Origin of the sequence: Pseudoalteromonas sp. CuT4-3 (assembly GCF_035666335.1) — a bacterium.
GTDB lineage: Bacteria > Pseudomonadota > Gammaproteobacteria > Enterobacterales > Alteromonadaceae > Pseudoalteromonas > Pseudoalteromonas atlantica.
Genome location: NZ_CP142030.1, coordinates 1023920 through 1047643 on the forward strand (window position 1 = coordinate 1023920; position 23724 = coordinate 1047643).

26 protein-coding genes are annotated in these 23724 nt (G+C 41.1%); 9 read left to right on the top strand and 17 right to left on the bottom strand.

Features of this window, described 5'->3' with window-relative positions; translation table 11 throughout:
• Positions 1-35: 35 nt before the first annotated feature.
• The 4 genes from VOI46_RS04570 to VOI46_RS04585 form a co-directional block, all read right to left on the bottom strand.
• Positions 36-620, bottom strand: coding sequence for a hypothetical protein (locus tag VOI46_RS04570; protein ID WP_232423991.1), 585 nt, complete (start codon positions 618-620; stop codon positions 36-38).
• 146 nt (positions 621-766) lie between these two features.
• Positions 767-1606 carry a glutathione-dependent disulfide-bond oxidoreductase gene (gene yghU / locus VOI46_RS04575; protein ID WP_004587400.1) on the bottom strand — a complete coding sequence of 280 codons (840 nt, stop codon included), beginning with the start codon at positions 1604-1606 and terminating at the stop codon, positions 767-769.
• Between the two features lie 90 nt (positions 1607-1696).
• A complete protein-coding gene (locus tag VOI46_RS04580; protein ID WP_004587399.1) occupies positions 1697-2278 on the bottom strand; it encodes a rhomboid family intramembrane serine protease in 582 nt (193 codons plus the stop codon).
• A gap of 104 nt (positions 2279-2382) precedes the next feature.
• Complete coding sequence (locus VOI46_RS04585) at positions 2383-3066, bottom strand: type 1 glutamine amidotransferase domain-containing protein (protein WP_004587398.1); 684 nt, start codon at positions 3064-3066, stop codon at positions 2383-2385.
• 164 nt (positions 3067-3230) lie between these two features.
• On the opposite strand from VOI46_RS04585, the gene VOI46_RS04590 reads away from it, so the two are divergent.
• The gene (locus VOI46_RS04590; protein WP_004587397.1) at positions 3231-4154 is read left to right on the top strand and encodes a LysR family transcriptional regulator; all 924 of its coding nucleotides are present in this window, start codon (positions 3231-3233) and stop codon (positions 4152-4154) included.
• A gap of 12 nt (positions 4155-4166) precedes the next feature.
• On the opposite strand, the gene VOI46_RS04595 is transcribed toward VOI46_RS04590, so the two are convergent.
• The 5 genes from VOI46_RS04595 to VOI46_RS04615 all read right to left on the bottom strand — a co-directional run bounded on the left by VOI46_RS04595 (position 4167) and on the right by VOI46_RS04615 (position 9887).
• On the bottom strand, positions 4167-4901 hold the full coding sequence (locus VOI46_RS04595; protein WP_004587396.1) for a dienelactone hydrolase family protein: 735 nt from the start codon (positions 4899-4901) through the stop codon (positions 4167-4169).
• 77 nt (positions 4902-4978) lie between these two features.
• Positions 4979-6310 carry a glycerophosphodiester phosphodiesterase family protein gene (locus tag VOI46_RS04600; RefSeq protein ID WP_004587395.1) on the bottom strand — a complete coding sequence of 444 codons (1332 nt, stop codon included), beginning with the start codon at positions 6308-6310 and terminating at the stop codon, positions 4979-4981.
• Positions 6311-6365: 55 nt separating this feature from the next.
• Positions 6366-7229 carry a carboxylate/amino acid/amine transporter gene (locus VOI46_RS04605; RefSeq protein ID WP_004587394.1) on the bottom strand — a complete coding sequence of 288 codons (864 nt, stop codon included), beginning with the start codon at positions 7227-7229 and terminating at the stop codon, positions 6366-6368.
• A gap of 103 nt (positions 7230-7332) precedes the next feature.
• Entirely contained in the window at positions 7333-9468 is a 2136-nt protein-coding gene (locus VOI46_RS04610; protein ID WP_004587393.1) for a M3 family metallopeptidase, read from the bottom strand.
• A gap of 212 nt (positions 9469-9680) precedes the next feature.
• Complete coding sequence (locus tag VOI46_RS04615; RefSeq protein ID WP_004587392.1) at positions 9681-9887, bottom strand: hypothetical protein; 207 nt, start codon at positions 9885-9887, stop codon at positions 9681-9683.
• Positions 9888-10084: 197 nt separating this feature from the next.
• On the opposite strand from VOI46_RS04615, the gene VOI46_RS04620 reads away from it, so the two are divergent.
• The 6 genes from VOI46_RS04620 (at position 10085) to yegD (ending at position 17040) form a co-directional block, all read left to right on the top strand.
• Positions 10085-10948, top strand: a complete 864-nt coding sequence (locus VOI46_RS04620) for a mechanosensitive ion channel domain-containing protein (RefSeq protein WP_004587391.1) — start codon at positions 10085-10087, stop codon at positions 10946-10948.
• 409 nt (positions 10949-11357) lie between these two features.
• A complete protein-coding gene (locus VOI46_RS04625; protein WP_004587390.1) occupies positions 11358-13622 on the top strand; it encodes a TonB-dependent receptor in 2265 nt (754 codons plus the stop codon).
• 106 nt (positions 13623-13728) lie between these two features.
• A complete protein-coding gene (locus VOI46_RS04630; protein ID WP_004587389.1) occupies positions 13729-14028 on the top strand; it encodes a hypothetical protein in 300 nt (99 codons plus the stop codon).
• A gap of 53 nt (positions 14029-14081) precedes the next feature.
• Entirely contained in the window at positions 14082-14738 is a 657-nt protein-coding gene (locus VOI46_RS04635) for an HAD family phosphatase (protein ID WP_004587388.1), read from the top strand.
• Between the two features lie 33 nt (positions 14739-14771).
• A complete protein-coding gene (locus tag VOI46_RS04640; RefSeq protein ID WP_004587387.1) occupies positions 14772-15614 on the top strand; it encodes a DNA ligase in 843 nt (280 codons plus the stop codon).
• A gap of 61 nt (positions 15615-15675) precedes the next feature.
• Positions 15676-17040 carry a molecular chaperone gene (yegD, locus tag VOI46_RS04645; RefSeq protein ID WP_004587386.1) on the top strand — a complete coding sequence of 455 codons (1365 nt, stop codon included), beginning with the start codon at positions 15676-15678 and terminating at the stop codon, positions 17038-17040.
• A 10-nt stretch (positions 17041-17050) separates the two neighbouring features.
• Here the strand turns inward: yegD and VOI46_RS04650 are convergent, their stop codons facing one another.
• Genes VOI46_RS04650 through VOI46_RS04660 form a run of 3 tightly spaced genes read right to left on the bottom strand, consistent with a single transcriptional unit; the run spans position 17051 to position 19407 of the window.
• Positions 17051-17515, bottom strand: coding sequence for a methylglyoxal synthase (locus VOI46_RS04650; RefSeq protein WP_004587385.1), 465 nt, complete (start codon positions 17513-17515; stop codon positions 17051-17053).
• Between the two features lie 60 nt (positions 17516-17575).
• Positions 17576-18217, bottom strand: coding sequence for a LysE family translocator (locus tag VOI46_RS04655; RefSeq protein ID WP_004587384.1), 642 nt, complete (start codon positions 18215-18217; stop codon positions 17576-17578).
• Positions 18214-19407, bottom strand: a complete 1194-nt coding sequence (locus tag VOI46_RS04660) for a multidrug effflux MFS transporter (protein WP_004587383.1) — start codon at positions 19405-19407, stop codon at positions 18214-18216. The genes VOI46_RS04655 and VOI46_RS04660 overlap by 4 nt, the downstream gene beginning before the upstream one ends.
• Before the next feature lie 183 nt (positions 19408-19590).
• Here VOI46_RS04660 and VOI46_RS04665 point away from each other — a divergent pair, with 183 nt between their 5' ends.
• Entirely contained in the window at positions 19591-20064 is a 474-nt protein-coding gene (locus tag VOI46_RS04665; RefSeq protein WP_004587382.1) for a hotdog fold domain-containing protein, read from the top strand.
• A 7-nt stretch (positions 20065-20071) separates the two neighbouring features.
• Here VOI46_RS04665 and VOI46_RS04670 read toward each other — a convergent pair whose 3' ends face one another.
• The 3 genes from VOI46_RS04670 to VOI46_RS04680 form a co-directional block, all read right to left on the bottom strand.
• Positions 20072-20563, bottom strand: coding sequence for a polymer-forming cytoskeletal protein (locus VOI46_RS04670; protein WP_004587381.1), 492 nt, complete (start codon positions 20561-20563; stop codon positions 20072-20074).
• Positions 20553-21716 carry a M23 family metallopeptidase gene (locus tag VOI46_RS04675; RefSeq protein WP_004587380.1) on the bottom strand — a complete coding sequence of 388 codons (1164 nt, stop codon included), beginning with the start codon at positions 21714-21716 and terminating at the stop codon, positions 20553-20555. Before VOI46_RS04675 ends, VOI46_RS04670 begins: the two co-directional genes overlap by 11 nt.
• 138 nt (positions 21717-21854) lie before the next feature.
• The gene (locus VOI46_RS04680; RefSeq protein ID WP_004587379.1) at positions 21855-22169 is read right to left on the bottom strand and encodes a YebG family protein; all 315 of its coding nucleotides are present in this window, start codon (positions 22167-22169) and stop codon (positions 21855-21857) included.
• Positions 22170-22514: 345 nt separating this feature from the next.
• On the opposite strand from VOI46_RS04680, the gene VOI46_RS04685 reads away from it, so the two are divergent.
• On the top strand, positions 22515-22811 hold the full coding sequence (locus tag VOI46_RS04685; RefSeq protein ID WP_004587378.1) for a ComEA family DNA-binding protein: 297 nt from the start codon (positions 22515-22517) through the stop codon (positions 22809-22811).
• Between the two features lie 11 nt (positions 22812-22822).
• Here VOI46_RS04685 and VOI46_RS04690 read toward each other — a convergent pair whose 3' ends face one another.
• Positions 22823-23125 carry a DUF6170 family protein gene (locus tag VOI46_RS04690; protein ID WP_004587377.1) on the bottom strand — a complete coding sequence of 101 codons (303 nt, stop codon included), beginning with the start codon at positions 23123-23125 and terminating at the stop codon, positions 22823-22825.
• Position 23126: 1 nt separating this feature from the next.
• On the bottom strand, positions 23127-23645 hold the full coding sequence (gene dsbB / locus VOI46_RS04695; RefSeq protein ID WP_004587376.1) for a disulfide bond formation protein DsbB: 519 nt from the start codon (positions 23643-23645) through the stop codon (positions 23127-23129).
• Positions 23646-23724: the final 79 nt, after the last annotated feature.

Genomic DNA, 23724 nt, shown 5'->3' on the forward strand with positions numbered 1-23724 from the left:
TTCGTTAAGTAGTTCGCGGTTTTGATTTCGTAATTTTATGCCGTTTGGGTAAATGTGGCCGACTTATAAGAAGAGGCGACCATAATTGCCGAAAAAGTAATGCCTAAAAAACCTAATACATAGTGGTAATAGTCATCAGATAAGGTTAGTACTATAGAGTAAGGCATTAATAAAATAATGCTGTAACACACCGAGGTAAAGCGACTACCCGAGAGCAAATTGGCTGAGCCTCCAGCAAATGCCGACAAAATAGCTATTGTGGTGGTAATTTCAACGGTGGATGAGCTTTTATGAAACCACAATGCGTAACATGACCACGAAATCGCGGTTGCTATACACCCCACCGAAAAGCGTTTTAAAAAGCTATTTGCATTAAAAGGCTGGTTAACTTCTTTGGTGTAGTTAAAGTAAATAACATCCATTAGCCTTGCTGCTAAAACAACCAGCATGAAAAAAAGCCAAATTATTTTTTCTTGATTTGTTCTCTCATCCGTTAGGTCAAATGCAAACACAAGTACAAAGCTAACTAACGCCGAAACACCAATGCCAGATAAAGCATTAGAATATAAAAGTTTTACGGCTTCTCTGCGTTCATCACTATTTAAATTTTTATATTGCACTCATTAAAGCCTTATGAAAAGTAATGCGGGTAAAGCAGGTTACATTTTATAAAAACACAATAATAAATATAGTTTAATGACAGGGAAAATGCAGATTTTAAATAAAAAAATGCCCATAACACAATGTCTTGTTATGGGCTGTTAGATTAAAAGTCGCTGGCGTTATGTCGTTCGCTAAGTTGCTCTTCTTCAGGGCCCCAAGTGCGATTAACACGTTGACCACGTTTAACAGCGGGGCGCTTTGCTATTTGCTCTGCCCAGCGCATTACATGAGTGTAAGAGGCAACATCTAAAAACTCAGCGGCGTCGTATAATTTTCCAAGCACCAATGAGCCATACCAAGGCCAAATGGCAATGTCGGCAATAGAGTATTCACTACCCGCCATGTATTCGTTTTCACTTAAGTGGCGATTTAATACATCGAGCTGGCGTTTAGTTTCCATAGTAAAACGGTCTATTGGGTATTGCATTTTTGTTGGCGCGTAGCTATAAAAATGACCAAATCCGCCGCCTAAATAAGGCGCTGAACCCATTTGCCAAAATAGCCAATTACGGCATTCGGTCTTGGCTTTAAAATCTTTTGGGATTAGCACATCAAATTTTTCTGCCAAGTATTGTAAAATTGAACCCGACTCAAAAATGCGTGTTGGTGGCGTGGTAGAGTGATCCATTAGCGCAGGAATTTTAGAGTTTGGATTAATATCAACAAAGTCTGAGCCAAATTGGTCGCCTTCGCCAATGTTAATTAAATAGGCATCGTAGTCGGCATCGGTTAGGCCAAGCTCTAATAACTCTTCAAACATAATGGTCGCTTTTTGGCCATTAGGCGTGGCTAATGAATAAAGTTGAAACGCGTGCTTGCCAATGTCTAAGGTTTTGTCATGAGTGGCGCCGGCAATAGGGCGGTTAATATTAGCAAATTTACCACCACTTTCGCTGTCCCACGTCCAAACTTTAGGCGGCGTGTATTCGTGTTCATTACTCATAAATAACCTCAATTTAAAAATGTAATTAATTTATATACTCATAGATAACAAGCTGGGGGCGTAAAAAATTAATTAAAGGCAATGAAAAAATTATCGTGCTTTTAGTTTATCTGCTTTGGCAAGTTTATACCCTAAAAAGAACCCACTTAACGCACCAAAAAGGTGACTTTCGAACGAGACATGAAAGCGTTGTGGTAGCACGCCCCAAATAAATCCGCTGTAAAGTACTGCCACTACTAGGGCAATAACAATAGACTTAAATGAGCGCTTAACCACGCCATAGCACAGTATAAATCCCCATAAACCATAAATAGCGCCGCTTAATCCAACATGAAAACTACTTCGACCAAAGGCCCACACTAATAGCCCGCCAATTAACGCAGTAAATATAAACACGGTATAAAAGCGTTTTACACTGTATTGGCAAATTAGCCAGCTAAGTACTGCAAAAGGCAACATGTTGCTAGCAAAGTGCCACCAGCTGCCATGTAAAAATGGGGCGCATAAAATGCCGATTAACCCTTGAACGCTGCGAGGGTAAATACCTAAACCATTAAGCGTAATGCCAGGTAAACTATTGATCACTTGTAGTATTAGGCATATAAAAACTACGCTAAATATTGCAAATCGCGTACTGGTTATCAGTGAAGATGATGATGGGGTAGTTGGCATATAAACGCCTTAGTAGGATTATTTTGTACCAGTATAGGAGTATGTTTTCGCTATTAAAAGCGATTTAATTAGCGCGGCGGTATGCGCCGCGCACAGGGGGTATTTTAACCTAATTTAGTTAATAGTTTTTTCGCCGCAAGCTCTGAGCTTGCTGGATTTTGGCCTGTAATCACTAAACCATCTTCGAGCGCTAATACGCCCCAGTCGTCGGTTTTTTGATAATCGCCGCCTTTTTTAATGAGTTCATCTTCAACTAAAAATGGCACTACGTCTGTTAATTGCACGGCGGCTTCTTCTGAGTTAGTAAAGCCTGTTACTTTTTTACCGGCTACCAGCGCATTGCCCTGTGCATCTTTAACATTTAAAAAGGCTGCACTTGCGTGGCAAACAGCCGCTACTGGCTTTTGCTCTTTTACAAACTTTTCAATAAGTGAGATTGAATCGCTGTTATCTACTAAATCCCATAGTGGGCCGTGGCCGCCTGGGTAAAATACCGCGTCAAAGTCGCTGGCGTTTACTTCACTTAATACTTTGGTGTTTGCCATAAGTGTTTGTGCTGCGCTGTCGTTGTCATAGCGCTTTGTTGCATCGGTTTCAAAGTCAGAAAGCGTGCTAGTTGGGTCAATCGGCGGTTGGCCACCCGCAGGAGAAGCAAGTGTTATCTCTGCACCAGCATCAACAAATGCGTAGTAAGGTGCTGCAAATTCTTCTACCCAAAAACCTGTTTTTTCGCCTGTGTTGCCAAGCTCTGAATGTGAGGTAAGTACCATAAGTATTTTTTTAGCCATAACAATATTCCTTCGATTAGTGAGTAAATTAAAGCTTGGTGTTAACCAAGGTGCTGTAATAACTATATGCACTTAAAAGGATTTAAACAACGATGATAAATTTAACTTTATTGGTTTAATTATTGATACAATTGTTGGGTTGAATAATCATTGGTGGGTTTGTGATGAAAGTGTCGTTTGAGCAACTTAAAAGCATGGTGGTATTTGCGCAAATTGTCGAGCAGGGCAGTTTAACCGCGGCTGCAAAGCAGTTGGGGTTAACGCGTGCGGTGGTAAGTTATCACCTTAAAAAATTAGAAACGCAATTAGAAGTTACGCTGCTAAATCGCTCAACCCGCACTATGGCTTTAACTGAGGCGGGCATTGCGTATTATGAGCGCTGTAGAGTGATCACAGAACAAGCAAACGCAGCTAATCAGCAAATAGAAAACATTAAAAGTGAGCCACAAGGAGTATTAAAAATTAGCTGCCCTGTTAATGTAGGCATGCAACTAATTGTGCCAGCAATTAATACGTTTAAACGCCAATACCCCAAAATTGAAATAGACCTGCAACTAACCGATGATGTGGTTGATATTATAAAAAACGGCTTTGATATTGCTATTCGTGGGGTCGCTTTAAGTGACTCAAACTTACAAGCCACCAAACTAACCACCATGAGTACCTGTATTTGTGGCTCAGCTGAGTATTTTGAGCATTTTGGCAAACCTCAAGCGCCAGCTGAATTAGCCTTGCATAAATGGGTGGTGTACCAGCTTAGCAGTAAAACATTAACCCTTAGCAAAGAGGGCAAAAAATACGATGTAATACTACAAGGCGGCATAAGCATCAATAATGCCGCAGCACGTACCGCGTTTGTAGAGGCCGGGCACGGGCTTGGGCGCATTCCGTTGTATGATGCGTGGCCTAAAGTGCAAGCAGGGCTGTTAGAAATAATACTCGATGATTATAAAACAAAAGATATTGAGCTTTATGGTGTGTTTCCACCTGGGGCGGCAGGCTCCAAAAAGCTCAGGTTGTTTATTGATTATTTAAAAGCACATTTTGTTAAACAGCATACTGCACTGGGCATGCTAAAAAGCACGTAAAACCGCACTTAATTACAAAGTACGATTAAATAATGCAACCGCTTGTAGGTACATAGTAATTGCAAGCGCGGCATCGTAACGCTCGCCCTCATCACGCATAAACGCATGCTGTGCGTTTACTTCTTGCCAGTGGTAGTTAATACCCGTGGCTACACATTGCTGGTAAATTTTACTTCGGCCTTGTTGCGGTACATGTGGGTCTTGCTTACCCCAAATAAAGTGTATTTCACCCTGAATATCAGCCATGCGTTCAAACGAATTGTTACCTGCATTAGCAGTTAAGGTATCACTATGAATATCGGTGGCGTATAAACAAAATGCAGCTTTTATGTGTGGGTTTAATGCGGCTCTGTAAGCTAAATGCCCACCAATGCACACACCCATGGCGCCCACTGTGCCAGTGCAGTAATCTTGATTTTGTACAAAGTCGATGAGTGCTTGTGTGTCGCTGTCGTGGTGCTCAAGTGGCTTTTGCCATTTATCGGCATTGCCTTTATCTTTACCCGCGTCATCGTACGCAAGTACAGTACCAATCGGGTTTAGCTCATGAAATACCTCAGGCACTAATACAACAAAGCCGTGGCTTGCTAAAATAGCAGCGCTGCGCGCAATAGGCGCGGTTTGCTGAAAAATCTCCGAGTAAAAAATAATACTTGGATATTGGCCAGCTGCTTGTGGGCGGTAAACGGTAGTACGCATTAAGCCTGTAGGGGTGGCTAGGTCGGTATTATGGTGTTGGATTATCATAAAAGCGCTCAGTTAAATAATTAATAAGGTTATGGTAACTGAGCGCAAAAAAATAAACGACCACTGATACTGGTTTTTTAAATGCTTGCAGGCATTTTATTACAACTTGCGTAGTAGCTTACGGTCGCAGGCCAATCCGAAAATATACCCATAACCCCGACATCCTGCGCGAGTACATCAACCACCGTCATCATGTCGCCATCGTTATCGATAACATCGGCGATTGATTGATAGTAGTAGCCACCGCCCTCGTTAAGAGGCCCCGAGCGCTCAAGGCTCCATGCTATCAGTTCAAGCCCTGCAGCTTTTGCGTCAATGGCGTATTGTGAGGGGACAATATTACTTTCGTTGTCTATGGTGAGCATCATCCAAATAGGGGGCGCTAATATTTTAACGCCATCGGCTACTAGCTCTTCCATACTTGGTTGCCACGTTGCAGGGTTACTTGGATCAAAGCCCGCTTCGCTGTCTCGGCCATCTAAATATACGCTTTGATTTGCAAAGTCGGGGTTGTTATTTATCCAATATTTCACATCATCAAGATTAAACGATTGCGGGTATACATCACTGCTTGGTACGTCCAATTGCGTGTACTCATCAAGCATTTTTTGTGCGTATTGCTGTTGTGTCATTCCCTCAAAAGGCATGCTCACTTGCGGCGATTTTAGCTCTGGAGTCATTTTCACACCCAGGCTTTTAAATAACTCAATACTTTGTTTATGGGTTACTAATGTTCCACTTGTGGCGTATAAATCGGTGCGCCAGCTGGGCGTGCCCTGCATATATTCACTAACAGTAGTGGCTTGGGTGTTGGCGCCGTCCATTTTACCTTCAAGCGTTAAAAATTCTCTCAGGCTGATATCGCTTGTGCAGCATTTAGCGGTGGCAGGCGTGCCACTTGCTGCGTTAGCTGGAGTAAAAGGCACACTGCATTTAGCGGCAAGTTCATCAATGGCTAATATATTGGTGGTGGTGTGCAAATCGCACTGAGAGTGGCGACACACGAGCTCTTTGTCATTGGTAAAGGTTACATCGCACTCGACAATACCTGCGCCCATACGCGCCGCAGCTATATAAGACTCCTTGGTATGCTCAGGGTATTGCATTGGTGCACCACGATGCCCAATAGAAAAATCTGTACGGTAAAATGGCCCATCTGTACACGATTCTAATTTTGTTTTTAAATCGCTCTGTGCCATATCGTTAATAAGGTAGTCGGCACGAGTACCTAATTGAATATCAGGCGCCTCGCCTTTTGCAACTTCAACAATTACAGGCGTCGGTACTTCAACAACCTCAACGGTGGTATTTGTAACGACTACGTCTTTTTCTACAACTTCGACATCGTCGTCGCAGCCGCTCAGTAATGCAAGTATTACTGAGCTTGTTATTAGGGTGAGATGTTTCATGTTTGTTCCTTAACGTTATTTTATTCAACCCTAATCGCATTGAATGACAAATTAGCTACAAGGATGTGACGTTCTGTTTATTTGTCCCTATTTGATTAATTACCAGTGCCGCTAACATGATTGCCCCCCCCATACTTAAGCGCATAATGTCGGCATTTTTATTCCATATAAGCACGTTAACAATTATACCGGCAGGAATAAGCACGTTGTTCATAACGGCTAATGCTCCCACATTTACTTTTGTTGCCCCTTTGTTCCATAAAAAGTAACCAAGGCCCGAGGCTACAATACCTAAATATATTAAAATACCCCACTGGGTAGGTGTACTCGGTAATTTGCTTGTATTGCCAAATAAAGCGTAGCAAGCACTTGCCACTACTAAGGCGCCAATAAAAAACCAACCAAATACGGTTTTGTCATCCAACTGATTAGTGGCCATTAAACGTTTATAAGTTACTTGTCCGGTGGCAAAACTAATATTGGCACCTTGAACCAGTAATAAACCGATGATGAAATGACTATTGAGGTTTTGCCAGCGAATAGCTACCGCGCCCAGTACGGCAATAAGCGCAACCGCAAAAAAGCGAGGGTTAAAATGCTTATTAAATGCATCGTTTAAAAGCGTTATATAAAGCGGCGTCATAACGGTAAAGAGCAACACTTCGGGTACGCTTAAAAATAAAAAGGAGTGATAGTAAAAGCTGTACATAACACCTAGTTGCACAGCGCCTATCAGCATCAGCTTAAGTGCGAGTGGTTTTGAGGTAAGTTTAGGTTTTAAAAAGGGTAAAAAAACCAACGTGGCTAATGCAACTCGTATTAATACGCTAAACCACGCATCAACTTGGCCTGCTAAGTACACACCAATTAAACTAAATGAAAAAGCCCAAAGTAGGGTAACTGCAAATAAATAGCCCATAATTGTCGTTTTTTATAATTTATAGTGTGGTTAGTTTATCTGTTATAAACAATAAAAGCCCGCAAGCGGGCTTTTATAAGGTTAAAATTAATAAACGAGGTTATTAATCAACTAAACCACGGCGCTTAAGAAGTGCGTCTGTTGTTGGTTTTTGGCCTCTAAACTCAATGTAGCTTTGCATTAAGTCGCGGCTGTTACCTTTTGATAGGATTTCTTCACGGAACTTGTCACCGTTTTCACGGGTTAGGCCACCGTTATTTTCCATATGTGCAAACGCATCGGCTGCAAATACTTCAGTCCATAGGTAGGCGTAGTAACCTGCTGAGTAACCACCGGCAAAAGTATGGCTAAAGTAGTTTGATTTATAACGCGGTGGCACTGGGTAGTAATCAATACCGTGTGCTTTTAGCGCATCGCTTTCAAACTTTTGAACATCACTGATTTTTTTTTCAGAACCAAATGAGTGCCATTCCATATCAAGTAAAGCAGCTGCTAAGTATTCAGTAGTACCAAAGCCTTGGTTGAATTTTTGCGATGCTAGTACTTTATCAAGTAATGCTTGTGGAATTGGCTCACCTGTTTTGTAATGCTTAGCGTAGTTAGCAAGTACGGTAGGTTCAATCATCCAGTCTTCGTGTGCCTGTGAAGGAAATTCAACAAAGTCACGTGCTGTAGCAGTACCCGCTAGGCTTGGGTATTTAACATTTGAGAATAAACCGTGCGCAGCATGACCAAATTCATGGAACATAGTCGATACTTCGTCGAAGGTCATTAGCGTTGGCTCACCTTCAGCTGGTTTTGGAATGTTTTGTGCGTTGTAAATAACCGGTTTAGTGCCTTTTAAGCCGCTTTGGCTTACGTATGCACTCATCCATGCACCGCCACGCTTACCTTCACGTGCGTATGGGTCCATGTAAAATAAACCAATAGCGCTGCCGTCTGCGTTAAATACTTCGTACGCTGTTACATCTTCGTGGTAAACAGGTAAGTCTTTACGCTCTTTAAAGGTGATACCGTAAAGCTTGTTCATTGCGAAGAATAAACCATCATGGATCACAGAGTTCATTTCAAAGTAAGGCTTAACTAGCGCAGGATCTAGGTCGTACTTTTCAGCACGTACTTTTTCTGCGTAAAACGCCCAGTCCCATGGCTTAAGCTCAAAGCTTTCGCCAGAATCGTTAATTACTTTTTGGATAGCGGCCGCTTCTGCTTTGGCTTTTTCAACAGCTTTTGGTGCAAGGTCATCTAAAATACCGTACACGTTATCGGTTGTTTGTGCCATACGCGAAGTCATTACATACGATGCCCAATCTTTAAAGCCTAACAGCTCTGCTTTTTGTGCACGCAGGTTAGTTTCTTCAATAATGATAGGGCCGTTAGTTTTAGCAGCACGGTTTGTAGAGGCTTTAAAAATTTGCTCGCGTAGCTCACGGTTTTCAAGGCTTGATAAGATAGGCTGCTGAGTGGTATTAACCAAGGTGATCATGTAGCCGTCTTTGCCTGCTTTTTTAGCTGCGGCTGCAAGGCCTGCAATTTCACCTTCAGATAGGCCAGCAAGTTTAGATTTGTCTGTAACAACAATAACGTCTTCTTTAAACGATTTTAAAATGTTTTGAGAGAACGCAGTAGATAGCTCTGCAAGCTGAGCATTTATTTCACGCATTTTTGCTTTTTCAGCATCGCTTAACTTAGCACCGGCTTTTACAAATTGCTTGTAGTAGAAATCAACTAAGCGTTGATCTTCAGCGTTAAGCGCATCTTTATTGTCGTAAATAGTTTGTACACGCTTAAATAACGGACCATTTAGGTAAATGTCATCAGAGTGAGCAGATAATACCGGCGCCATTTTTTTGCTTATACGTTGGTACTCGTCATCTGAAATTAAACCCGATAGGTTGTAAAAAGCAGCAGATACGCGGTTTAACAACTCACCGGACTTTTCCATCTCAACAAGTGTGTTTTCAAATGTTGCTGGTTCTGGGTTGTTTGCAATTGCTTGAACTTGTGCAGTGTGCTGAGCAATACCTGCATCAAAGCCTGCTTCGTAGTCTTTTGTACCAAACTTATCAAACTCTGGTGCCATGTATTGTAATGGGCTTGGTTTGAATAATACATTGTTTGCGTTCATATCTTGCACTTGTGCTGCGCTCTCTTTAGCTGTGTTCTGAGTTTCGTTAGATGAACAAGCAGATAGGATTAGGGCACTAGCAATAGTAGTGGCGATCAGTGTTTTACGCATAATAACTCCATAAAAAGATGAGCCGAAATAGGCTTTTCGAGTCGAAAACCCAGTTAACTTATCAAATTTTGGCGTTTATACAATAAAGTTTATCGGTATTAAGCGGGATTTAAACGCAAATTAGCTACTAAAAATGCGATTTGGAGGTAAAAGTAGCCTTAAAAATAAACGTAAGGCTACTTAAATATTGTATTGTGTGTGTTTTTAAAAGGCTAGTTATAGCCAAGAACAAAGCGTTTTTCAGAACCAAAGCTATTAGATTGCTGGCCAAATTCTTTATTAATAGTAGCAAGTGTTTGTTCTTGCTCAGCAAGAAGGCACAAAATTTTATTGCGATAATCTAGGCTGCTTTCAAACAAATTTAAATCTACCTGCGGCTGCAAAGTAGCGAGTCTTTGATTTAGAGTAAGTTGTGACATATGTAATCTCCAGTGCTTGTACACTATTTATATAGCACTCGGTGCAATAAAGAGTTAATAAATTGTTTAAACAAAAACGTTAAACCTATTAACTTAGCGTTTTAACACTATTATGCCGTGCTAAGCTTAGCGAAGACTGAACCACACTCATTTTTACTGAACAAATAACAAACAATAAATAATACTTTGGAAAATACATGACGCTCGAACACATTCAACATTATCTCAGCTTGGTTATTTTTACCTATAACGACGTACACATCACTGTGGCTAAGGTTATACAAGTTCCTTTAATTTTATTTGCTATGTGGTTTGTAGTAACGCGCATTGGCAAACTTATTAAAAAAACACTGTTGGCAAAAAAAATCAGCCAAGACGCGGTGCACCTATTTACGCGCATTTATTTTATTTTGAGTATCGCAATATTAATTTTCACCTCGTTAGAGGTTTTAAGTATTCCGCTTACGGCCTTTGCATTTGTATCAGGGGCAATAGCCATTGGAGTCGGGTTTGGTGCGCAAAACATTATTAATAACTTTATTAGTGGCTGGATTTTAATGTGGGAGCGGCCAATTCGTATTGGGGACTTTTTAGAAGTGGGTAATGCAAAGGGCGTAGTAGAAACTATTAATACGCGCTCTACCCGCATTCGCCGTAACGATGGTGTGCATATGTTAATCCCTAATTCGCAACTATTAGAAAACACAGTGACTAACTGGACCTTAATAGACGGTAATGTCCGCTCTTCGGTTAGCGTAGGTGTTGCTTATGGCAGCGATGTATTGTTAGTTAAAACGTTAATTCAACAAGTACTTGATGATCATGATGCGATACTAACAAATCCAAAAGCCTCTGTTTTATTTGACGACTTTGCTGATAGCTCACTGGTGTTTAATGCAATTTTTTGGGTTTGTGCAGAGTCAGAAACCATGCTCAGAAAAGTACGTAGTGATATCCGTTTTAGTATCTATGCTGTTTTTGAAAAACACGATGTGGTGATTGCGTTTCCACAGCGCGATATTCACATTGATGGAGAAATTGCGTTAAAGCGTACTCAATGAATTTAGCCTTTAAAATTTAGCAAGCATTAACGGGTTTTAACTGCGCGTTTCTAGTTTGGGTTTATTTGTAAAAATACGCAGTTTGCTACTTTAAAGTGACTTTTGAAAGAAAGGACATATGTCCGCATTGTTGGTCTTTTGCATCTAAAAGCGGGTAAAAAAGCTATAAAATGAGGTTAAATGTTGCAAAAAAGTTTACTTTTTTGTACATATTTATGCAGTAAATTTGTAATACGATGGTATAATCTTCATCGTTCGTTCAGCCTCATTACTCCGTTTTTGTACTCTCGGTGATGAGGTCCGCGCGCCATAAAGCTAGACGCGAAAAATTGTACGAGCCCGCAATGAATACATTGCGCAACACAAAAAACCGTTGAACAAGAGTGCATACAAAAGGTTTATACCCGACATGAAAGCAATCAAAAAAACTGCAATAGCGACCATAATTAATGCTGCTTTATTATCTGCAGCTGGTACCTCTGTTTCTACTCTTGCTGCTGAAGAAGAAACTGCAAAAAAAAATAACCAATTAGAAGTTATTCAAGTTACTGCTCGTAAACGTGTAGAAAATGCACAAGAAGTGCCTGTTGCTGTATCTGCATTACAAGGTGATAACCTTGATGCTTATAGTTCTGCTGGTATGGATATTCGCTTTATGAGTGCGAAAATCCCAAGTCTTTCAATCGAATCATCGTTTGGACGTTCTTTCCCTCGTTTTTATGTTCGTGGTCTGGGTAATACCGATTTCGATCTTAATGCTTCACAACCTGTTTCATTAGTTGTTGATGAAGTGGTTCAAGAAAATGCCATTTTAAAAGGCTTTCCAGTATTTGATGTTGAGCGTGTAGAAGTACTACGTGGCCCACAAGGTACTTTGTTTGGCCGTAATACGCCGGCTGGCCTAGTTAAATTTGATACTGTTAAACCAAGCCAAGAATTTGAAGGTTACGGTGCTGTTTCTTACGGTAGCCGTGGCGCTGTAGATACAGAAGGCGCTGTAGGTGGTGCATTAACTGACCGTTTATCTGCACGTGTTTCTTTGCTATGGCAAGATAAAGATGATTACATCGACAACCAAGCGCCTGGCTTTGAAGCGAAAGACGAGCAGGGCGGCTACACAGAAAAAGCAGCGCGTATTCAGTTTTTATACGAAGGCGATGACTTTACTGCTCTTCTAAACTACCACACGCGTGACCTAGACGGCTCACCAATTGCGTTTCGTGCAAACGTTATTGAATCAGGCTCAAACGATTTAGTAGACAACTACGAGCATGATGTTGTTTATCAAGATGCCGCTGTACGCAATACCCAGCAAGTTGAATCTGAAGGCGCAAGCTTAAAGCTTGAGTGGGATATTAGCGATGAATACACGCTAACCTCTATTTCAGGTTGGGAAAGTGCAGAAATATACTCACGTGCCGACATTGATGGTGGTTACGGTGCTGAATACATTCCTGATTACATGGGCCCAGGTTTAATTCCGTTTTCTTCAGAAAGTGCGGATGGCATTCCAGAGCAAGATCAGTTAACGCAAGAGCTTCGCCTTGCTAGTAACTTCAGTGGTGACTTAAACTACCAAGTTGGTCTTTTTTACTTTGATGAAGAGCTTACAATCGAAAACTTTAGTTACGATACGTTCTCTTCACCTGCTGGCGCTTTAAACGGTTATGTTCAGCAACAACAAGATACAACTGCATGGGCTATTTTCGGCTCAGTAGATTACATTTTCTCAGATAAATTAAAAGTAACTGCGGGTCTTCGTTACTCTGATGACGAAAAAGATTTTGTTGCAGACCGTACTATTAGCCCAATTGGCGGTGGTGCTTTATACGTAGAACGCAGTGTAAGTGACAGCCACGTAAGCTGGGATTTATCTGCAAACTACAAAGTTAATGACGATGTAAACTGGTACAGCCGTGTAGCAAACACGTTCCGCGCGCCTAGCTTACAAGGTCGTATTTTATTTGGTGATGACGTAACAACGGCTGAGTCAGAAACCGTTACTTCATTCGAAACCGGTATTAAATCAGACGTGCTAGACGGCCAAGGCCGTGTAAATGCAACGGTATTTTACTACACAATGGACGACCAACAGCTTACTGCTGTAGGTGGTGGTGCTAACTTTAACCGCTTAGTTAACGCTGATAAAACAACAGGCTACGGTTTTGAGCTAGATACAGAGTGGGTATTAAGCGATGAGTTTAATGCAACATTTAACTTAAGCTACAACAAAACTGAAATTAAAGATGATGAGTTAGCTGTAGCTACTTGTTTTCAATGTACAGTTAATGACCCTATCAACGATGCTGGTTTAGCCGTGCTAGATGGCAACAGCTTACCGCATGCGCCAGAGTGGATCTCTAACTTTACCCTTCGTTATACGAAAGAACTTGAAGATGGTAATTTCTTCGCATTAGGTGATATTTCTTACCGTAGCGAAATTAACATGTTCCTATACGATTCAGTAGAATTTGAAGGTAAAGCATTAACAGAAGTAGGTTTACGTGCAGGCTACGAGTGGGCTGAAGGTGACTACGAGTACCAAGTATCTGCATTTGTTCGTAACTTATTTGATGAGCAACAAGCAATTGGTGCGGTAGACTTCAATAACAATACGGGTATTGTTAATGAAGAGCGCTACATTGGTGCTGAATTTAAAGTTAACTTCTTCTAAAGATAACCTTAAATTTTATTAATTTTTAAAAGCCTGCCTCGTGCAGGCTTTTATGTTTTTATAAAGCTGGTAAAGTAGCGTTAATTAACTTTGATGAGATAGAAAAATGGCTGGATTTTGGAACTACCGTGTAATTTTTTGTGAAGCAACGAAAGATGAAGCAGCGCAATACCAAATACACGAAGTAGAATATAACTTAAATGGCAAAGTAACTAATTGGTCAGAAACAGGCGCAGCACCTTTTGGTACAACGCTAGATGAGTTAGCAGCTGATGCCGATCGTTTAAAAACGGCGCTAGAAAAACCAGTACTTAAGGTTGTGCGCAAAGCCCGAGGCTACGAGCTGGTTGATGTTGAAACCGGTGAGGAAGCATTTGCTGAGCCACCTGCTGGCTTAACAGCATAATATTATAAAGGCGCCTAGGCGCCTTTTTTAACGTCAAAATTTAAGGAATGAGGATGAGCTTAAACGCAGTATTGTTTGATATGGATGGCACGCTAGTTGACTCTGAAAGCATGCACTTTGAGTGCTGGAGCCAGCTGCTTGCACCCTACAATGTAAGTTATAACGAAGTGGAGTTTTGTCAGCGCTTTTCAGGGCGCCCAACGCTAGAAGCAGCAATTGATATTAAAAATGAGCATAATTTAGCCGTCAGTGCACAGTTTTTAGCAGATGAAAAATATCGATTATTTGGTGAATACGTAAAAACTAATTTACCGCCTGTTATGCCTTTTACTAAGCAAACCTTACACGCTGTTAAAAACAGTGGGCTAAAAATGGCGTTAGTTACCGGCAGTGCTCGCAGCGAAGCCATGCCTATTTTAAAAGGGCTAGGTTTTTATGAGTTATTTGATACTGTAGTGACAAAAGACGATGTAACAAATCCAAAGCCAGCAGGCGATCCTTATCTTTTAGCGCTTGAGCACATACATGTAGCCCCAGAGCATGCAATTGCTGTAGAAGACACCTTTACGGGCGTTTGTGCTGCAACTAATGCACAGGTTAGAGTCGTTGCGATTGCAAATCATCATACAGTTGACCATGACTTTAGTAAGGCGACGTACAAAATGGCTGACCTAGGTGAGTTTTGGCAGTGGGTCGAATCTCAACTATAGTTATAGCCTTATTTTATTTGCAGGGATGCAGTAATGGCTCAGCTAAAGTACTTACTTTTCATTGTCAGCTTAATTGGCTCATCGCTTGTTTTTGCGGCGCAGCCTCAGGTGTTATTGGCAAAAGTGTATGATGAATCTAAACATGGCAATATTAGTGAATACCTCGTTAGTGAAAAATTTGATGGTGTAAGAGCAATATGGACGGGCGATAAATTTATTACCCGTAAAGGAAATGCGATTAACGCCCCGAGTTGGTTTACGGCGCCATTACCAAATGTTTGGTTAGATGGGGAGCTGTGGATAGCGCGCACTCAATTTTCTTTGGTCAGTGGGATTGTAAGAACTAAACGCCCCAGTAATTCAGATTGGCACGCTATACGCTATCAAATATTTGATATGCCAGACTCAACCCTTCCTTTTAGTGCGCGTTATAAAAACTACCAAGCCTTGGTAAAACAAATCAATAAGCAGCATATAATTGCAGTTAAGCAACACCGCTTTACTAGCACAGCCCAATTAACAGCGTACTTTGAAGATTTAACTAAGCAAGGGGCTGAAGGGGTGATGCTGCATTTAGCCAATGCTAAACATAAAAGCGGGCGCAGTAATACATTATTAAAGTTAAAGCCCTATCTTGATGCTGAAGCGGTTGTAATTGCACATTTACCGGGTAAAGGGAAATACACCGGTATGTTAGGTGCATTAAAAGTAAAAACACCTCATGGGCAAATATTTAGAATAGGCACGGGCTTTAGTAACAAACAGCGCCAAACACCTCCGGCTATAGGGAGCACGGTAACGTATCGGTACCATGGGTTAACAAAGCATGGTTTACCACGTTTTGCGAGCTTTTTAAGGGTGAGGGAGGGCCATTAGCGTTTATAATTTTGGCAAAGTATGCTAAATTGCGCGGCCTTTTTCTAATGTATGGTGAAGTATGTTTGTAGGTTTTGATTACGGTAGTTCTAATTGTGCCATGGGTGTCATGGAGCAAGAGGAAGTACAGTTAGTGCCACTTGAGCAAGGAAAGCATTATTTACCTTCTACTCTTTATACACACCATAGCGCATTAGTTGTCGACTTTGTGGCAAAGCATGTAAAAGGCACTGCACACGAGCATGACTTTTTAACGCAGCGCCAAGCTTTATTAAATACACTCCCACGTATTAAGTCAGATCTTGATTTACAACCTACAGATGAAACGCTTTTTATTGGCCGTGAAGCCATTAGTGAATATGTGGAGTTTCCTGAAGAAGGCTACTTTGTAAAATCACCTAAATCGTTTTTTGGTGCCACAGGCTTAAAGCAAGGGCAAATTAATTTTTTTGAAGATATTGCTACCGCAATGATTTTAAAAATAAAGCAACGCGCGGAGCTTTCACTTAAAACCCCACTTACGCAAACGGTTATTGGTCGTCCAGTTAACTTTCAGGCCGTTGGCGGTGAGCAGTCAAATCAGCAAGCTGTAGGTATTTTAGAGCGCGCAGCTAAGCGTGCGGGCTTTACAGATGTGGAGTTTTTATACGAACCGCTTGCAGCAGGGATTGATTACGAAAGTAGTTTAGTGGAAGACCAAAAAGTGCTGGTTATTGATATTGGCGGTGGTACCAGCGATTGCTCGTTTGTACAAATGGGGCCAAGCTTTAGAGGTAACAGTGAGCGCGATAATGACTTTTTAGCCCACAGCGGTAAGCGAGTTGGCGGGAATGACTTAGATATAGCGCTTAGTTTTCATGGTTTAATGCCATTGCTTGGTTTAGGCAGTACCTTTAAATCGGGCCTACCTTTACCAAACCAACCTTTTTGGCAAGCCTGTAAAATTAATGATGTAAATTTACAAAGTCAGTTTTATAGTGAAAGCCACTATCGAGAACTCACTGCCCAATTACGCGATGTCAGTGCACCTACGTTTTTCAAACGCTTAATTCATTTACAGCAAAATAAACAGGGCCATCAGTTAGTACAGCAAGGTGAGGCGGCTAAAATAGCGCTTTCATCGGCAGATGCTTTTGATTGCGATCTTCGCTTTTTAGATAATGACCTTAGTAAAAACCTATCGGTTAGCGATTTAGCGGTTGCAGTAGAAAGTAGTATTAGCCAAATAGTAACGTTAGCAAAACAAGCAATTACCGATGCAGGAGCCACCCCAGACGTTATTTATTTAACAGGGGGGAGTGCACAGTCACCACTTATTAAAGCCGCGTTAAGTGAGCATTTAGGTGATATTAAAATGCTGAATGGCGATCACTTTGGTAGTGTAACGGCTGGCCTAACAAAATGGGCCAGCATGCTTTATAAGTAGCTTAAAAGGTTTAAAGACTGATTTGTCGGGTTGCGAGGTATTTTTCGTAATCTGGCAAAGTACGTTCAAGCTCAGTGTCCATTAAGGGCGAGCTTAATAACATGTCGGCGCTGACTTCATTACAGGCCACGGGAATATTCCAAACAGCAGCTAAACGCAGTAGCGCTTTAACATCAGGGTCGTGTGGTTGCGATGCCAACGGATCCCAAAAAAACACCAGTACATGAATTTCGTGCTCGGCAATTTTAGCTCCTAGCTGTTGATCGCCCCCCATAGGACCACTTAATAGCTGAATAACCTCTAGCCCGGTGGTTTTTTCGATTAAATGGCCTGTGGTGCCAGTACCGTATAAGGTGTGTCTGCTTAAGGCTTCTTTGTGTTTTTCGCACCATAATTTAAGCGCGGCTTTTTTACCATCATGCGCAACTAAGGCAATATTTTTATTAGCGGGTAGCGATTGTTTTTTTTGTTCCATGCTGCATCTTATTTTTTTGAGTAACCAAGGTTTTGGTTAAGTAATACCAATTTAGTGTAACTAGTATAATAAATTAATGGCCAGTGCAATAAATACCATGCCGGTCACTCGATCTATCCAAAGTTGGCTATTTGGGTGTTTTTTGAAAAATTGCGCTATTTTGTCGCCAAAATAAATATACGTACAGTCAATTGGGAAAGCAAAAATAGGGTAGAGCAGACCAAAAAATGCTAATTGAAACGTTGCCGATGATAAGCTAGGGTCTACAAACTGCGGGATAAAAGCAATAAAAAACAACGCGACTTTAGGGTTTAATACCTCGGTCATCATGGCTTGAAACATGACATTTGGCTTTTTACTGGTGCTTACATGGGGCTTATCATCACTAGCGTAATCCGTGGTATTTGGCTGCGAAAAAGTGCTTTTAATCATCACAAACCCCAAATAGCACAAATACGCCGCGCCTAAGTACTGTACTGCACTATAAGCGGTGGGCGAGGCTTTTAATACCGCGCTTAATCCAATAACAGCAAAAAATGTGTGTATTACTCCACCTAAAGCAAAGCCAAATGCGCTTTGCATACCTGCCGCTCTGCCATTGGCAAATGTTTGCGCCATTAAAAATGCGTTTGATGGCCCAGGGGCCACCGCCATTAAAAAGCTCGCCAGTAAAAATGATGCTAAAAAATCAGGGTTGATCATGTATTAACCGGGTGCAATGTATGGGCTTTTTTACTCATTAAAATTAGCCAAAGTGGTGCCAGTAACAATAAATGAAAAGCAATTAGCCAAGGTGTGCTAAGGCCTAAATATTGCGTTAAAAACACAAGCACACTAGCGCCACTCATTTGCATAGCACCAATTAAGGCAGAGGCTGTACCGGCTTGTTTAGGAAAGCGCGATAACGCCATACCAGCCGCAGAGCCTAAGCTCAAGGCAAAACCAAGTGCTGCAATTAAAATAGGTAGCATAAGTGCAATGGCCGATTCTATATGGCTAAGTGCAATCATTAATATGCCAGAGGCCACCAATACTGTAACCCCAACGCGCAGGGCTTTTTGGCTATTACGTTTAATATAAATGGGGGTAATAAAGCTGGCTACAATACTTAATACGGCATTGAGCGTAAACCAAAAAGTAAAGTCGGCAACAGTGCCCCCTAAGTGCGTAATTATCCACCCAGGTGCCAAGGTGACATACACAAGAATCGCCGACATGGCGACCATACACAGTAAGCTATTAAATAAAAATATCGGTGTTTTTAATATTGGCACAAACCGGCGTAAGTCCAATATATGCCCTTGGTAGTGACTATCAGCAGGGCGGGTTTCTCTAAATAAGGTGAGCGTAATGACCAGGCCCGCTAACGCAAACAAGGTTAAAAACATAAAGTTCATGCGCCAGCCAAATTGCACGGTAAGCCAAGCACCTAAAATAGGCGCAAGCGCAGGAATAAAGCACACAATTCCATTTAAATAGGTAATCATCTGCCCGCTGCGTTCGCTGCCGTATTTATCACGTACAATTGCAAAAGCAACAACAAACGTAGCACATGCACCTAACCCTTGCAGAGCGCGTGCAAACATTAATACAGCAAAAGAGGGCGCCATGTAGGCAAGTAAGGCTGAGCCTGCATATAAGCTAACACCTACAACCGCTACCGGCTTTCGGCCAAATCTATCTGCTAATGGCCCTGCAATTAATTGCCCTAAACCCACAGTAAGCATAAAAATAGCCACTGTTTGCTGAACCTGTTGTTCGGTTACGTTAAATTGCGTGGCAATAGTTGGAAAAGCGGGAAGATAAATATCAATTGCCATAGGGCAAAATATTACGAGTAACGCTAAGATGAGTAATAAAATTAAATTAGGTTTAGCGGGCTGTGTTTGCATTAGGTCTCCTTTTGCTGGCTATTTTAGGTGCCCGCTTATAAAAAAGAAAGGGCTTATGAGTGAGCCACGCTTTATTGTGATAAATATTTCATGACATTAGGATTAACAGCGCGGTCAATTGCGCTTTTTTTAACTGGTCTGATGTGTTAATTTGGATTTATAAACACAAAATGGGAAATAACAATGAGTAATAAATCAGCCCTTTTAAAAACCTGGCTTAAATTTAAACGCTTACCTTTTGGCAATTGGTTGTTTAGCAAAGCGGTATGCATAAAAGCCCCGTATTTTGGCTCAATGAAACCTTACGTGCTCGAATTAAGAGAAGGACACTGTAGCGCTGTCGTAAAAAACCGCCGTAGTGTGCATAACCATATTGGGACTATTCATGCTATTGCACAATGTAACTTAGCTGAGCTGTGTGCTGGTGTAATGGTAGATGCCACCGTGCCTTATAAAACGCATCGCTGGATCCCAAAAGGAATGACGGTACACTATTTAGCAAAGGTTGATACCGATGTAACTGCTATTGCAGAAATCGACTTGCCTCGCCAATGGGTAGATAAAGAAGATTTAGTGGTGCCAGTTAAGCTTTACAATACCCGCAATGAACTGGTGTTCACTGCAGATATTACGATGTACATAACCGAGAAAAAGTAATGAGCGCTTAATTAGATTTGGCTTTATCAGCGGCTTGCTTATTAACAAACGACAAGTCGCTATCAGCATCATCAAGCAAAGTTTTTACTTCTTTAGCCGGCTTTAAATCTTCGCTAATAAGTTCCGGTTCTTCTTTTTCAAAGCGCTGTTTTAAGCTGCCTTCAATAATGGCTCCAGCATCAATACTTAGTGTGTCGTGAAAAACGTCGCCATGTACGTGAGCGCTGCTTTGAATATTCACTTCACTTGCGTTTAGTGAGCCAATAATTTTGCCTTTTACAATGACACTTTTAGCTTCAACCACACCTTCAACAATGCCGGTAGAGCCAATTACCAAGTGCTCTGCCTTTATATCGCCATCAATTCGGCCATCTAGCTGCACTTCGCCTTGGCTTGTAAGTGTGCCAGTTAAGCGCACATCTTCAGAAATAATAGAAGGGGTATGATTTACTCTTTTTAACGTAGTTTGACTACTTGGTTGCTTTTTTTTACCGAACACGAGAAAGCGCCTTTGTTATTTTTAGAGGATTGACATGTTTGCCATCGAGTAACACTTCATAGTGTAAGTGGGTGCTGGTACTTCTGCCAGTACTGCCCATTAATCCAATTACCTCATTTTTAGCAATTGTTTGGCCTTTTTTCACTTTAATTTTATTTAAGTGGCCAAAACGGGTGACCAAGCCATTTTTGTGCTCTAGCTCGATAAAGTTACCATAGCCGCCATTTTTACCAGCGCGCAATACACGTGCATCAGCAGGGGCAAAAATTTCGGTTTTATGCCAGCCGGCTAAATCAACACCTTTGTGAAAAGCGCGGCGGTTGTTCATCGGATCTTTACGTAACCCAAAATTGCTCGAAATATAGTATTTAGCTGCAGGCAAGGGCAGTGAGTTAGGCAGCTCTGTTAAAAAGTTTTCAAGGTTGTTAAGTAATAATAGCTTATCAACAATGGCTAAAAACTGCCCTGGTATTTTAGCTTCATCAAATACATCTAACGGGCCACCTTGCGCACTGGTTTGTGCGCCCAGTGCTAAATGTTGTTCAAGGGCTGACTCTAAGCCTGCGCCTTTTAACATCGCTAAAATTGCATCATGGCGTTTATTAATTTGCGCATCAATAAGCGCAAAATTATGCTCGTAGTATTTATTTAAGCGCTCATAACGAGCGGCAAAAGTGATTGGCGTTAGAAGGCTGGCATGTTTGTTTTTCGGCTCTTCATCTACAAGTGGTTCATGAAACTCGCCTTTGTCTTGATTAACAGGCGATTCAAGTTGTTCTTCTAGTTTTATTGTCTCTTTACTAATAGATGCGGGGAGGGATTCAATCATACCTTGCAAAAGTGCCTGCTTTTGCTCTAGTACTGCAAGTTGTTCTAATTGCTTAGCGTGCAGTGCTTTTTGTTCTTTCACCTGCTTTTGCCACGCTTGTTGTTTGTCAATTTGGCTTTGTTCTATGTCGGTAATTTTATTTGTTTGGCTATAAACACGAAAACTAGAAATACCGACCCAAGTAATAGTGCCTAAAATAAGCAGTACTGTAAAAAGCTGAAACCAAGGCGCCAAAACAACATGCTTAACTTCGCCATTTTGACGAATAAGCAACTGACGGGCTGGGAAAAATTTTTGGTAAAAAGACTTAATAAATACTGACATGGCACATAAACACTCGCTATTAACCGGATTAATGTATCAATTTCAGTCTAAAAAGCCAGAAAAAATTTGTAACTGTTCAAAAATTAATAAAAAAGGGCTGCTATTTAGTAGCAGCCCTTTATTTAAAATAGTCACAAATTAGCTAGCTTGTTGCTCGTCGTTATCTTTTATTGATGCTATGTTGTCGGCTTTTTTAGCTTTAGCTGTACTTTTTGTAGTGGGCTCTTTTGCGCCTTTTAACACAGCCATAAAGTCATCTTTACTCTTTGCAATTTCAAGCGCAAGCGATTCAACCTGTTGCTCGCTCAATGGTACATCTACTTTTTCCAGCATCACCTCAAGCGATTCTGCTATATCGAGCATTTTGTCATAGGCATCCGCTTCTTTTTTAGTAGTAAACGTCATTCGCTCAACTCCGTTTCGTTCTACAACATATTTAACAACAACAGCCATGATCTCTCCTGCTTGATTGCGTGGTAATGTGGTTACTGACCCGCAGGTCACTGTTTTTATATACAGTAAATGTTTGTGTGTAAAATTGCAAGTATTCGGTGCATTTTTAGCTTGTCATCAATTTGACAAAAAAGCGTAACTTTACTTTAGTTAAGCAATCACTTGTTGTACCAGCTGCATTTTAGGTTTTCGGATTTAGGTGATTATGCACTGGAAATAATGTAAGTGATGCGCGTTGCTCCTTATTTAACATTATTTCCTCAAATAAAAATTAAGCACATGTTTAAAGCCAAATTAGCCGTTTAACTATAACGCTTTGGTATAAACAAAAATAAGGAATGACAAATGAAAAATCTATTAACGCTACTTATTATTAGCTTTTTAAGCTTTAGCGCGTTTACCCACGCTAACCCTGTTGAAGATAAGCCTATGGTTGAAATGCCGCAAGCGCCGGTTATTAATATTAATAGTGCCGATTCAGAAATGCTGGCCAAGTTGCCTGGTATTGGTAAGAAAAAAGCGCAGGCTATTGTTGATTACAGGGTTGAAAATGGCGAATTTGCCCAACTGAGCGATTTAGCTAACGTAAAAGGAATAGGTAAAAAGCTTGTAGCTAAACTAGAAGGAAAAGTGTCTTTATAATAGGCAGGGCGCTAAGCGCCCTGTGAATACTGCTCAAGTGCTTTGGCTAAATATTTTTTAGCGAAGTTTATTTCAATCGGGGTTGTTAAAAGCGGGTAACATAGGCCACCTAAAATTAAAAAGGGAATGAGTTCCCACCCTTTAAAAACAGTAAATAATAAAAACAATGGGCTGAGCAATATCAGCTTTACTATTCTTAATAACACTCTATCGGTGGCAGGTAGCATGCTTAGCGCAATAGCAACAACGGCTTGTCGCTGCCTCACTTTAAGGTGCTTTAGTTCAGGCAGCTGACTGGTAAAAAACGTAAACATATTAAATAGTCTTTTTAGTAAGTAAGCGAGTGGTAACAATTACAAAAAGCGTGATAGTAAATAACGCAAATAGTATTTCCATCCATGCTGGCATACTTAATCCCGCAAATTGCCAATCGATATTACCGCAATCCCCTGTGGCTTGAAAAAAGCTTGGGATCCATTCATGCAATGGCATAAATGAAGGAAAGTTTGGCTCAAACTCACAGCTAAACGCAAAGGGATCGGTGGTTGTTTGCATTTCAATGTGCTCACGTGCAATAAAGTAACCCCACACACTTGATACACCCCACACTAAATAAGCGATAGCGCGTACTAATTTACTTTGTGGTTTAGTTGCGCCAATAATGCCTGCCCCTAATAAGCCTAATACCGCAGTTCGCTGGTAAATACACATAATGCATGGAGCAAGTCCCATCTGGTATTGAAAAAACAGTGCGGTGACTTCTAATAAAAATACAATGCCTGTAAATAGTAGCCATGGAGTACGTTGAGTAGGGAGTTGTGCTAGCCAGTTCATAAAAAATCCGCATTGAAATAAGACGTTGAATTATGTACTAGGATAAAGTAACGAGCAACAAAAAGGGTAAAAAAGCTAC

Excerpts from the sequence above, each read along its gene's own strand:
- yghU (WP_004587400.1), bottom strand. The coding sequence starts at position 1,606 with ATGAGTAATGAACACGAATACACGCCGCCTAAAGTTTGGACGTGGGAC.
- VOI46_RS04580 (WP_004587399.1), bottom strand. The coding sequence starts at position 2,278 with ATGCCAACTACCCCATCATCATCTTCACTGATAACCAGTACGCGATTT.
- VOI46_RS04585 (WP_004587398.1), bottom strand. The coding sequence starts at position 3,066 with ATGGCTAAAAAAATACTTATGGTACTTACCTCACATTCAGAGCTTGGC.
- VOI46_RS04590 (WP_004587397.1), top strand. The coding sequence starts at position 3,231 with ATGAAAGTGTCGTTTGAGCAACTTAAAAGCATGGTGGTATTTGCGCAA.
- VOI46_RS04595 (WP_004587396.1), bottom strand. The coding sequence starts at position 4,901 with ATGATAATCCAACACCATAATACCGACCTAGCCACCCCTACAGGCTTA.
- VOI46_RS04600 (WP_004587395.1), bottom strand. The coding sequence starts at position 6,310 with ATGAAACATCTCACCCTAATAACAAGCTCAGTAATACTTGCATTACTG.
- VOI46_RS04605 (WP_004587394.1), bottom strand. The coding sequence starts at position 7,229 with ATGGGCTATTTATTTGCAGTTACCCTACTTTGGGCTTTTTCATTTAGT.
- VOI46_RS04610 (WP_004587393.1), bottom strand. The coding sequence starts at position 9,468 with ATGCGTAAAACACTGATCGCCACTACTATTGCTAGTGCCCTAATCCTA.
- VOI46_RS04615 (WP_004587392.1), bottom strand. The coding sequence starts at position 9,887 with ATGTCACAACTTACTCTAAATCAAAGACTCGCTACTTTGCAGCCGCAG.
- VOI46_RS04620 (WP_004587391.1), top strand. The coding sequence starts at position 10,085 with ATGACGCTCGAACACATTCAACATTATCTCAGCTTGGTTATTTTTACC.
- VOI46_RS04625 (WP_004587390.1), top strand. The coding sequence starts at position 11,358 with ATGAAAGCAATCAAAAAAACTGCAATAGCGACCATAATTAATGCTGCT.
- VOI46_RS04630 (WP_004587389.1), top strand. The coding sequence starts at position 13,729 with ATGGCTGGATTTTGGAACTACCGTGTAATTTTTTGTGAAGCAACGAAA.
- VOI46_RS04635 (WP_004587388.1), top strand. The coding sequence starts at position 14,082 with ATGAGCTTAAACGCAGTATTGTTTGATATGGATGGCACGCTAGTTGAC.
- VOI46_RS04640 (WP_004587387.1), top strand. The coding sequence starts at position 14,772 with ATGGCTCAGCTAAAGTACTTACTTTTCATTGTCAGCTTAATTGGCTCA.
- yegD (WP_004587386.1), top strand. The coding sequence starts at position 15,676 with ATGTTTGTAGGTTTTGATTACGGTAGTTCTAATTGTGCCATGGGTGTC.
- VOI46_RS04650 (WP_004587385.1), bottom strand. The coding sequence starts at position 17,515 with ATGGAACAAAAAAAACAATCGCTACCCGCTAATAAAAATATTGCCTTA.
- VOI46_RS04655 (WP_004587384.1), bottom strand. The coding sequence starts at position 18,217 with ATGATCAACCCTGATTTTTTAGCATCATTTTTACTGGCGAGCTTTTTA.
- VOI46_RS04660 (WP_004587383.1), bottom strand. The coding sequence starts at position 19,407 with ATGCAAACACAGCCCGCTAAACCTAATTTAATTTTATTACTCATCTTA.
- VOI46_RS04665 (WP_004587382.1), top strand. The coding sequence starts at position 19,591 with ATGAGTAATAAATCAGCCCTTTTAAAAACCTGGCTTAAATTTAAACGC.
- VOI46_RS04675 (WP_004587380.1), bottom strand. The coding sequence starts at position 21,716 with ATGTCAGTATTTATTAAGTCTTTTTACCAAAAATTTTTCCCAGCCCGT.
- VOI46_RS04680 (WP_004587379.1), bottom strand. The coding sequence starts at position 22,169 with ATGGCTGTTGTTGTTAAATATGTTGTAGAACGAAACGGAGTTGAGCGA.
- VOI46_RS04685 (WP_004587378.1), top strand. The coding sequence starts at position 22,515 with ATGAAAAATCTATTAACGCTACTTATTATTAGCTTTTTAAGCTTTAGC.
- VOI46_RS04690 (WP_004587377.1), bottom strand. The coding sequence starts at position 23,125 with ATGTTTACGTTTTTTACCAGTCAGCTGCCTGAACTAAAGCACCTTAAA.
- dsbB (WP_004587376.1), bottom strand. The coding sequence starts at position 23,645 with ATGAACTGGCTAGCACAACTCCCTACTCAACGTACTCCATGGCTACTA.